The 10,811-nt window shown below is 33.2% G+C and carries 12 protein-coding genes and 1 pseudogene; 7 read left to right on the forward strand and 6 right to left on the reverse strand.

Annotated features, from left to right (window positions below; genetic code table 11):
• The first annotated feature begins 49 nt into the window (after positions 1–49).
• Positions 50–295, forward strand: a complete 246-nt coding sequence (locus tag AN161_RS29190; RefSeq protein WP_143115064.1) for a hypothetical protein — start codon at positions 50–52, stop codon at positions 293–295.
• Between the two features lie 677 nt (positions 296–972).
• A pseudogene (locus AN161_RS27940) lies at positions 973–1,101 on the forward strand (YfzA family protein); the annotation flags it as partial.
• Between the two features lie 78 nt (positions 1,102–1,179).
• On the opposite strand, the gene AN161_RS24985 reads toward AN161_RS27940, so the two are convergent.
• Positions 1,180–2,340 (reverse strand): Ger(x)C family spore germination protein, encoded by a 1,161-nt coding sequence (locus tag AN161_RS24985; RefSeq protein WP_053597012.1) that lies wholly within the window; start codon positions 2,338–2,340, stop codon positions 1,180–1,182.
• A 341-nt stretch (positions 2,341–2,681) separates the two neighbouring features.
• Entirely contained in the window at positions 2,682–3,086 is a 405-nt protein-coding gene (locus AN161_RS24990) for a VOC family protein (protein WP_053597013.1), read from the reverse strand.
• Between the two features lie 221 nt (positions 3,087–3,307).
• Between AN161_RS24990 and AN161_RS30260 the strand changes: the two genes are divergently transcribed.
• Positions 3,308–3,481 (forward strand): hypothetical protein, encoded by a 174-nt coding sequence (locus AN161_RS30260; protein ID WP_198926940.1) that lies wholly within the window; start codon positions 3,308–3,310, stop codon positions 3,479–3,481.
• Between the two features lie 129 nt (positions 3,482–3,610).
• On the opposite strand, the gene AN161_RS24995 is transcribed toward AN161_RS30260, so the two are convergent.
• The gene (locus tag AN161_RS24995) at positions 3,611–4,051 is read right to left on the reverse strand and encodes a carboxymuconolactone decarboxylase family protein (RefSeq protein WP_053597014.1); all 441 of its coding nucleotides are present in this window, start codon (positions 4,049–4,051) and stop codon (positions 3,611–3,613) included.
• 223 nt (positions 4,052–4,274) lie between these two features.
• On the opposite strand from AN161_RS24995, the gene AN161_RS25000 reads away from it, so the two are divergent.
• Positions 4,275–4,922 carry a pentapeptide repeat-containing protein gene (locus AN161_RS25000; RefSeq protein WP_053597015.1) on the forward strand — a complete coding sequence of 216 codons (648 nt, stop codon included), beginning with the start codon at positions 4,275–4,277 and terminating at the stop codon, positions 4,920–4,922.
• A gap of 667 nt (positions 4,923–5,589) precedes the next feature.
• Positions 5,590–6,351, forward strand: coding sequence for an alpha/beta hydrolase (locus tag AN161_RS25005; protein WP_053597016.1), 762 nt, complete (start codon positions 5,590–5,592; stop codon positions 6,349–6,351).
• A gap of 349 nt (positions 6,352–6,700) precedes the next feature.
• Here AN161_RS25005 and AN161_RS25010 read toward each other — a convergent pair whose 3' ends face one another.
• Positions 6,701–7,459: a glucose 1-dehydrogenase gene (locus tag AN161_RS25010; RefSeq protein WP_053597017.1), complete on the reverse strand. Its 759-nt coding sequence runs from the start codon at positions 7,457–7,459 to the stop codon at positions 6,701–6,703.
• Positions 7,460–7,589: 130 nt separating this feature from the next.
• On the opposite strand from AN161_RS25010, the gene AN161_RS25015 reads away from it, so the two are divergent.
• Positions 7,590–8,474, forward strand: a complete 885-nt coding sequence (locus AN161_RS25015; protein ID WP_053597018.1) for a LysR family transcriptional regulator — start codon at positions 7,590–7,592, stop codon at positions 8,472–8,474.
• Positions 8,475–8,736: 262 nt separating this feature from the next.
• On the opposite strand, the gene AN161_RS25020 is transcribed toward AN161_RS25015, so the two are convergent.
• Positions 8,737–8,937 (reverse strand): hypothetical protein, encoded by a 201-nt coding sequence (locus tag AN161_RS25020; protein ID WP_053597019.1) that lies wholly within the window; start codon positions 8,935–8,937, stop codon positions 8,737–8,739.
• Between the two features lie 202 nt (positions 8,938–9,139).
• Positions 9,140–9,757: a hypothetical protein gene (locus AN161_RS25025; RefSeq protein ID WP_053597020.1), complete on the reverse strand. Its 618-nt coding sequence runs from the start codon at positions 9,755–9,757 to the stop codon at positions 9,140–9,142.
• Positions 9,758–9,985: 228 nt separating this feature from the next.
• Here AN161_RS25025 and AN161_RS25030 point away from each other — a divergent pair, with 228 nt between their 5' ends.
• Positions 9,986–10,243 (forward strand): hypothetical protein, encoded by a 258-nt coding sequence (locus tag AN161_RS25030; protein WP_053597021.1) that lies wholly within the window; start codon positions 9,986–9,988, stop codon positions 10,241–10,243.
• The last annotated feature ends 568 nt before the right edge of the window (positions 10,244–10,811 follow it).

Raw genomic sequence — 10,811 nt, forward strand, 5'->3', positions numbered from 1 at the left:
CGTACGTAATGATAAAATTAAATTAGTATCCGAAGGGGGGAGAGGAAGAATGGGGTTCTTTATTGTAATGATGGGATTAATCATTTTTATGGTGGTAATCAATTCCGTGAAAAAGGAATCGCATAATAATGATGATTCAGCAAGAAATCGTTCTAATCATGCGAGTACTCATACTACTGATTATAGTTCAACAGGTACATTTGCTTCCGTACAAGATTCACACAATTGTTCAGATGGTGCTTCTAGTTATAATGATACGTCTAGTTGCAGTGATAGTGGTTCGTCGTCCGATTAAGCTGTTTAATGTTATTCACTCCCTTTACATTACCATTTTAGGGAATTTGCATGCAAAAGTACATATAAAAAGAATATTTGTACTAACGATGGGGGAACAGTTTATATTGATTTCAGCATAATTCCATTTTCTTTGGGGGACGGGGAATACACTGAGGTAAATAAAGCTATTCAAGAAAGTAAAGAATTTTTCAAGTAGAAGGTATGGTAAAAATAATAAATTCAATGGAGATAAGAATTTTATATACAAAGCTTATATGGCCAGGTTTCAATTCATTTTGAATGTGGTCTTTTTCTTATTCAAGCAAATACTCTTATCAAAGCAGGAACATTCTTTCTATGTATTATGTCTCTTTCAAGTTCTCAGATTTGTGTTACTAATTTTTTGATTTTAGATTCAGCTGAGGCAGCAATTACAAATGCATTCATTGGAATTTATCCTAGTATTTATGAAAAAATGATAACATAAAAAGCTGCAGCGTATGACAACGCTACAGCTCAGAATTGGTCTTGCCCTTTTAATGGTTTAGCCATTAAAAGCATTATAACACATAGTAGGGAAAATCAAAGTTATTATTGAGGATTTACTTTAGTGAAATGAATATTACCGTTGGATAGTTGACACAATCGGAAAACAAGATAGTTGTATGAGATGAAGACAACACAAAATGGTGGCACAAGCTCTTTATAGAATGGTTTACCCCATATAACACACCCGAATTTAATTTGTTCACTGCATTCTTTGCCATTACGTTACTTCCATACGCGCTAATAGGTGCTATAAAAGATATTTTCTCTAGAAAATAAAATTCATCATACAATAAGAAAAAGGAATAAAGCTAAAATCCCTCAAATAGTAAATATTGAGGGATTTTCTTTGAATAGCTATTCTTTAATTGTTTCAGCAAATGATTTTCGACCAGGATTAATTTTATTTACGGTAACATCTAATTTACTAATTGAATCTGCTGTCAATGGAACCTTACCATCTTTCTCTATTTTTTTCCATACCTTTACGTTTTTTCGATATAGCTGCTCTGATAAGCGGTAAATATCAACATCTAACTTTAAGCCCTCTTCATATGTTGATTTTATATCTTTTTTAACTGACTTAATAATACCTTTTCTTATTTCGTCAGAGGATACTTTTCCTTTGAAACCATTGATTATCGCATTAAATTTTACATCAATTTCAAATTTTACTTCATTGTTTTTAACAATGGGTTTAACGTCTAAACTTAATTTTTCTAAATCTACTGTTAAGTAATCTCTTTCTTTACTACTGTCTAATTTAAAGGTTACTTCTCCACGAGTTTTTTTGGGAGTCATCCATTGGATACCTCTTGCCGCCTCATTATTTATAAAGCCTTTAAATCCATCCTTTGAAAGTACTCCGACACCTGTTAAGGCAGTTTCCACTGTTGGCTCGTTGGTTGTCTCCCAGTTTTTGTTGATTGTAACGAATGGAATATTAACTTCATGACTCGGCTCATTTAAGTCGATAACTAGTTTTCGTAAATCAACGGGCTCTACATATGTTTCTAAATCTTTTGTATGCAATGGATTGCTAAGTTTTGAAGCTGTTAACGATTTATTTAATATCGGTGTGACTAAAAGAATATCTTTAATAGGTTCCTGTGTAGAATAAGTCAATATTTGATATCTTGTTTCCCGATGGCGTAAAAAACTGTCAATAATGGGGATTGCATTCTCATGTTTCAAGGCATCCTCTGAGAAAAGAAGAAAAGTCATATGTCCCCAGAAAACTTTTTGGTCAATGGAGCGGTATAATTTAAAAAATGCCTCTTCCATCGTTTTTCCTTTAGCAAATCCAACCTCTGCCTGTGTCGCTTGAGGATTAGGCGTTTCAGATTTAGCAACACTAGCAAAGTTGATGATTTGCATATATATTTCATATTGACCATCTTTATAATCGATACCAATCCCGTCAATATAGTACATTCTTTGTGGTTCAGAGACATCCCAACATCCAGAAAGCAATAGTACAGCTGTTAAACTAACTATTAACGTAATTTTTTTCTTCATTTTTTGATCCCTACTTTTGAAATTCTTGTGTAATTTTGAGGAGTAAAGTGGTTTAGTTTTAGCTTGGACAAAAAACGAGGGGATTATAAGTAGAGAAAAACTTAGGATAGCTACATCTAACCATTTTGATCCCGCATTAACGGGCAGTAATTTATATGTACCGAAAGTGAAGCGTCTAGTGGAAGACTCCCACCTCGAAATGAAGCGAATGCAAAGAAGTTAGGTGGGAGATTAACTGCCTGTAAAAGCCCGATTGGTGAGGGCTAATCAGTGGGGGATGAAGAAAACCACCACTGATTATAGTTTCACTTAATAATGAGTACCTGGCATATTTTCGTGTTTTATATTCCTTTATTATCACGGATTTCTATAATGGTTCCTTCAGGCGCTTTTAACTTACAGAGATGGCCATTTTCAACTTTATAAATAATTTCATCCTTTTTGCAAATAAAATTAACATTCATATCCTTTAATCGTTCTACCTCTTGGCTAAGATTGTCAACCCATAAACAGAAATGTACAATCCCCTGAGCATTTGAATTGCATGCATCAAGTTCTTTATTAAATTTCTCGGTTTGGAGTTCAATATAAAATGCTCCGAGTTTTAACCAAGTATTAAAATGTCTTTCGTGGAAGTTTGTTGACTCTTGTACTAGTTCAAATCCCAATACTTCCGTGTAAAAATTTAAAGATTCAGCATATGTATTAGTTTGTATACATATGTGATGCACATACTTTTCAGCCATAAACTTATTTCTCCTTTTATTCAAAGTACTTTATAAATATAGTTGTGGAATAATGAAAAGTCACTCATAAATTGTAATGATACACTCCGCATTGTTAAATAATTACTTTAAAGTGATATCAGAATAGCTTATTACCGAGGAAATAGTGTAAGATTTAGCATCTATTCTTATAAGTATAAATTACGCCAAAATGGATAATTTATATATCGGAGGTGATAATTATGACAAAAGAAAAACGAAATAAAAGTGAAGTAGATCAAGTAGAATTTGGGTCAGATTTAAGCCCTGATGATTTAGATGTGCGTGAAGAAAATGATCTTACAAAAGAACAAATGGACAATTCAATTAAAGAAAAACAACACAACGAAAACACTTCCTCAAGACGTAATAAATAATAAGAGAAGAAGCATAAAATTTTCTACCACAATCTCCGGGTTGTGGTAATTTAAATTGGGAAAACTATAAATAATTCCGCAATAAAAGAGAAAAACGAACACCTCAAAATGTTCGTTTATAAGTAATTACTATTCAGTCACTGTATTTCCCATTGCAATCGAAATCCTATTCCAGCTGTTAATTTGATTGATGATTAGTACAAGGTCAACATATTGTTTCTCGTCATAGTGTTCACGTACTCTTTTATAGAGATCTTCAGGAACTCTTTTAGTAGGAATTAGCGTAATATGTTCGCTTAGTTCTAGAGCAACTTTCTCTTCTGGTGTATAAAAAGAGCATTCATTCCAAGCATTTAAACAATAAATACGCTGCTCAGTTTCACCCATCTTACGAGCATCAGCTGTATGCAAATTTATACAGTAGGCGCACCCATTAATTTGAGAAACTCTAATTTTAATAAGCTCCCTAATCGTTCGATGAATTGTCGACGTCTTCGTGTATTTCTCCATATCCATCATAATTTTCATTCCATCAGGTGCAACATCGTAGTAAGCAACTCTTTGACTCATAAAGACAAAACTCCTTTTTATTTAAGATAAAATCAATTATAATAGAAAGCGAACATACGTTCAAATATTTGACTTAATTGCTTCAAGTGTTAGGAGAATTTTCTTTATAAAATGACACGTCGAGTAGTTAGTTGTAGTTAATATTTAAATATGTAAAACTATAGATAAAGAATGGGGAGGGGTAAAATAAGTAGCGAAATAAAAATGAGAAAGGACAAATCGAATGACTACAAAATTTAAAATTGAACTCCCGCTTATTCCAAATGATTTGGTTAAAGGAACTTTTGAAGATGTTTTTTATGATGAGGAACCTTATTTATCAAATCAACTAATTTCAAATACAAGTAGAGAAAATGATAGTATTGAACGTTTGATTTTATCTAAAGTTATGTTTCAGAAAGTATCTTTGATTAACTCGAACTTTAACAAGATTGATATGACCGATGTAATCTTTGAAAACTGTGACTTATCTAACTCAAAATTTAACGAGGGAATTATACATCGAGTTACATTTAAAAACTGTAAACTAGTAGGTGTTGATTTTTCAGAGGCCAATTTAGGAAACGTTTCTTTTGAAGATTGTGTGATGAATTTATGTAACTTTGGAGAAACAAGATTAAAACAGGTTTGTTTTGAACAGTCGTCATTACGTAGTACAAGCTATTACGACTGCCAATTTAAGAAAATGAAATTTGAAAAATGTAACATTGATGAAGTTGATTTTAGCGATACGCCTCTAAATAATGTAGATATAAGCACATGTACATTTGAACGATTAAATGTAACATTAAAAAATTTAAGCGGTTGTGTGATTTCCAGTGAACAAGCAATTGGCTTTGCTGAATTACTAGGTTTAAAAGTTAAACGATAATACTGACCGGGTCCTCAATTAAATTTGAGCCTGGTTTTTTTTGTGAAATTAAACTGAGTTTGTAAAAAATCCTTTTATCGGGCAGCCCTATATTTTCTTAATCAACACGCCAGAACCTTTAATTTTCTAGTTTATATGAGTTATAAAAACAGAAGCAAAGGACAGAGTTGCAGCATCGGCCAATCGATATATAGCAGCATTGAACGGTACATTATTTGATACTTAACTGTTTTTTCGAAAATTGTACAATTGATTGAAAAATCTGATTTTGAAATCTTCATAGTAAATGATATGGTACTAACATAAACAAGAAAAAGTAAAGGAGAATGATGATGGAAATAAAAGATTAATAATAGAAATTGTTTTCACATAAATATTAGTATCTTTTGCTTTTACTCACCCTGTTGAAGTAACATACGAACTGATTTAACAAGAAATTGATAAATTAGCACAAAAACTTGAATTCATGTTTGAAGAAGCTGCCTCTAAATGAGGAGAGAAATTTTAAATGAAAGATGATGACACAGAGTAATAGGCAATTGATTGTCTTATTTGGGAGTACTGGTGATCTGGCAACAAGGAAGTTTATTCCAACTATTTATTTTAAAAAGTTTTATTAACTCTATGGTGTTTATAATAAAATCTTGATAAAAATGGGGGATTAAATATGAGTGAATTTATTGAAAATGAAGCAGGAAAAAAATTAGATATAGGTGGCATTGAATTATACTATGAATTGTTAGGGGAGCATCACGAAGGTCCAACTTTAGTTTTCGATTCTGGGTATGGAGCTACTTTAGAAAACTGGAATTCGATTAAAGATGAGGTGTCAAAGTTCTCAAGAATGTTCATTTATGATAGAGCAGGAATCGGGAAAAGTGAATTGGATGACAGACCTCGACATAGTAGACAAAATGTCGATAACTTACGTATATTACTTAATAAAGCAGGTGTAAAGCCTCCGTATGTATTAGTTGGTCACTCATTAGGGGGAATAAATGTAAGATTATTTGCAAGTACGTATCCAGAGGAAGTCGCAGGAATAGTTCTCTTAGATTCATCTCATGAGGATCAAAATAAAATATTGCCTCCCTTATTTACAAAAGAAGTTCAGGAAGCGTATTATAATCAATTTACTATAGAAGGATCTCTTGATGAGATTGAAGAAAGTTTTGAGCAAGTTCGTACTTCTAAATCTTTTGGAAATACCCCATTGATTGTCGTGACAGGAGGTTTGCAGCCTTTTCATACAAAGGAATCAATGGCTGCTTGGATGAGACTTCAGGAAGAGCTTGCAAACTTGTCAACTAATAATCAACATATTATCGTTGAAGATGCTGGACATGTGATACATTTTGATAAACCAGACGTTGTTATTGGTATATTAAGAGATATTTTAAGTATTGTAGTAAAGAATGAAAATAGATAATGCTTTTCATTGTGCCCCCCTGCATCTGGAATGGCGATTTTACAGGTTAATAATAGCAAATAGTGGGTAGGAAGTTATAGAATCTGAAAGTAATGTTATTGATAAAAAAGATACTTTTAACATAAAAATAACATTTTCTACTGATGAGATTGGCATTTTTAAAAACCCTAATTAAAAATGGTTTCACAATGATAATTCATAGAAATGTCGTGTAGTAAGGTACATTACGATTTTGCAATAGCGTAGGAAATAAAAATAAGACCAAGATATTCAATCTTGGTCTATGTTCGTTCTTCCAATGTTTTGAGATAAATGTTTTAAAAATTGACTTGGAAATTATTTCTGAATATTAGTGAGCAACTTGTCCGCCATCAGCTACATAAACGTAGCCGTTACAGAAGCTTGCTGCGTCTGAAGAAAGGAATACAACGACTTCCGCAATTTCTTCTGGTTTAGCAGCTCGACCCATTGGAACGTTAGACACAACTTCATTCCAAACTTCAGGATTATCTTTCCACATTTGAGTCATTGGTGTTTCTGTTAAGCCTGGTGCCACAGCATTTACTCGAATACCGTCTTGAGCGTGGTCAATGGCAGCTGCTTTTGTTAAACCAGTTACGGCGTGTTTCGCTGTTACGTATGGTGCCATATTTGGATCAGCAATGACACCAGCTACTGAAGCTGTGTTGACAATTGTACCGCCACCATTAGCAATCATGTATTCCAGTTCATGTTTCACTGCAAAGAATACGCCTTTAACGTCAACGGCCATTACTTTATCAAATGTGTCTTCTTCAATATCTACGAATTTTGTTGGTTTATTTAAAACGCCTGCATTGTTGAATGCATGATGTAATCCACCAAATTTTTCTACAGTTTGTTTGACAAGTAATTTCAATTGCTCTGGGCTTGTTACATCTGTTTGAAAGAATACGGCTTCTCCGCCTTGTTGTTGAATGAGCGCTACAGTTTCTTGTGCACGGTCATCCACATCACCAATAGCAACTTTCGCACCACGACGTGCAAACGCTAGTGCTGTAGCACGACCTATACCTGTTGCTGCTCCAGTGATTAAGACAACTCGACCTTCAAAATCTTTACCATTCATATTATTGCCTCCCCATATTTGTCAGTCTTCTTTACATGTGTAGTATAGCTTTCCTTAAAAAACGAATTCAATATTTTTGAATGCATTAACTTATTCCTTTATAGTAATAAGCATAAGAAGGTGAGTAATAATGCAAATAACACAATTAGAATATTTCATAGTAGTAGCGCGCTTGGAACATATGTCGCAGGCCGCATTGGAATTAGAGGTTTCGCAATCTTCATTAAGTAAAACGATAGCCCGTTTAGAGGATGATATAGGAGTACCACTCTTTGATCGAAAAGGGAAATCTATTCGTTTGAATGAATATGGACGAATTTTTTATGAAAAGGTGGGAAAGGCTTTAGATGATTTACAAGAGGCGAAAACAGAAATTCAAGAACTGGCTAATATTAGAGAAGATAGTGTAGCGATTAATGTAATGAATTCAAAACTATTGCCAAAATTATTTTATGATTTTTATAAAAAGCGCCCGAATGTTAAAATCCGACAGTATTTATTACCAGATAAATTAGCGCTCCAAAAATTAATTTGTGGTGAAATTGACTTAATGATTGTCATCAATCCTATAAAAGACGAAAGAATAGAGTGGGTTCCGTTATTTACAGAAGAAGTCTTTTTAGTAGTCCCGAAAAATCATCCGTTAGCTGCTAAAGAAAGTATTTCATTGATTGAGACAAAGGATGAAATGTTTATTTTGTCAGAAACAGGGCAAAATTTCCGTGCGACAGAAAATCAATTATTTGAAAGTGCAGGTTTTAAGCCGAATATTGCTTTTGAAGGTGAAGATTTATCGATTATTTTACAACTGGTGAACGAAGGAAAGGGCATCTCTTTTATTTTCAAATATTCATTTTTAGATCAGTATTTAGACAATGTAAAGATATTAAAAATTTCAAATCCTGATTGCTTTCAAACGGTAGGAATTGCTTGGAATAAAAAGAGAAAAAGTTCATTTGTCGTAAACAGTTTTCGTGATTTTGCTATTTCATTTTTAAAGGATAGTACAGAATAATGCTATACAACGAAAGAAGCCTTGCAAAAAAGCATGAATGTTTACAGAATTTAGATGTTCATGCTTTTAATTCATTGTAGGGATCTCTATTTAATTTTGTAATGGAATTCTACGTTGCTTAAGAAGATAAAGCTTTTTTGATAATTTTAACATCTGTCTCAAGGCGATCTACTACATGAAGCGGAGCTAATGGCAGGGTTGTTTATTTTTTGGAGGAAACGATTAAAAAGGGTCACTTACAGTCTAGTGACCCTGAACAAAACTAGATGGATTTAGTGAACTTATGGGGTTTTTCAGCTTTAATTGAAGCTACTTCTCCACAATTTTGACACAGAGTAAAAATAAGTGCAGAACCATTAGAAAAAACTTTGTCAACTGGTTTTAAAGCGGCATAACCATCGAGTTTACCCTCAGAAAATGAATCATTACCACAAGCCTTACAAATTAATTTATTGTTTTCCATAATATCACCCCGATATGTAATATATGTAAATTATAACATAAAAAACGACGATGTGTTATAGACGCTACAGCTAGTTTACAAAAATGGCCACTCGTTAAAGAGTAGCCTTCTTTTATGATATCCCTAGTAACTTTTTTATTAAAAAAGTATATTCTCTTTTCTTAGTACTGTACCAGAAATTAACCAAAGTAAATGATCTTCATTAAATTTTGTTCCAGATGACCATAAATTGCGCTGCTTCAGATTCAAGCGCAATTAGATGATCATCAGTAGAGGGTTCATCTGAAATTAATCGTCCTTTTTGGACATTTAAAATTGCAGGTTTTATATCAGGAGAATGCTCAATGGTGAAATCAGATTGATTTAATAGTGTCAAAGATGAGCGGCATTTATTTTTATCAATTCGTTCGTCCTTGCCTTTAAAATATAACTTGATTAAGTGTGGAACTCCATCAATCTTTAATCCAAGTTCTGGTGATGAACGTACAGTTAAATAGTCGCTATTCCAATTGGATTTGCCTGGGTCAAACCATTCAATTTCTTTATTTTTAATAAATTTTAAATGTGCTTTGACTGCCTCAAGGTAATTTCTTTGTTTAGCTTCAGAAACCTTGTTAGCAAGAGCAAGCAGGTAATCGTTACTAAATTCTTTCTCATGAAATTTTCGAATACCATCTCGTAAAGGTTTCCAGTAATCAAAAGCAGGGTTGTATTCATCTTGATATTTTATTTGTCTTACCATTGAGGTTTTACCAGTAACGCCTTTGAAAGTAAAGTCTGTAAATTGTGTAAGACCGATAGATACTTTTTTTGAAGACATTCATAACAGCTCCTTTTACAAATTAACGTCTATGAAAACCACTGTATTCACAACAAATCAATAAGCTGAAGGGTAAACATTTTATTCACCTAACTGGCAAACAATTCAAAACGATAAAATGATGAAAGCCTAAATATGCAACTGCATTATGTCTCTAGACAGAAAAAGGAGTATGGCTATATGCTAGATCGCTAAATACGCATCGAGTAGCGGCTGCCGAGAAGTGAAATGGAGACTTTCTATGATGGATTTCATGAAAATAATCAAGCAGCTATCGGTGCAGTAGAAGTTAAATGGATTATGGAAGATTATGATGTAGTGATTGAACGAGTATATGACATGATTCGTAGTTTAAGAAGCATGTTAGTCAGAAAATTGATGACATGGAGGTGGATGGGGTTTATTAACGGCCTGCAACAGTTTAAGTTATCGGCAATGATTGGTATAAGAGGTGGATCCAGAGGTTGGCCGAGATCAAAAATATAAAGTGATATGTGGGTTAATCATTATAGCATTGGTGTACCAATAATTATTACATGTGGGCAATAAAAAAGGGCCTAATCTTACGAGGGATTGTACAGCAAATTAGTTAAGAATAGCCTGGCAGATTCTTGAATTAAACAAAAAGCTGCCTAACAGTTACCTGTTAAACAGCACATGGATATTGTAAATATAAAACAAAAAACAGGAAAAATCAACAAATTTTTAGTTGTTTAGATTGCTTTTGTTAAACGAATTGCAAAGCCTAACTGGAAATGAATATTCTCACCAGTAAAATGTCAGTCACTGCGTCAACAATCGTAAACAATGCATAGCAATCAACAATCTCGAGAACAATGTAACCAATAAAGTGGCGGTGTGGACGTCGAAATTTGGCGCGAATAAATGATTGAAGTTCCATTTTTAGGAATGATAGAATAAGTGTTATAGACTGACTACTCCCACAGCTAAAACAGTTGGGTTCTTATATACTTAATAGAAGCGTTACAAAGCTCTCCACAGATGGTGTTGCCATGTCCTGTGTACAACATCTTTGATTTATCTTCTGTTCCAT

Source organism: Lysinibacillus sp. FJAT-14222, assembly GCF_001278875.1.
Lineage (GTDB): Bacteria > Bacillota > Bacilli > Bacillales_A > Planococcaceae > Lysinibacillus > Lysinibacillus agricola.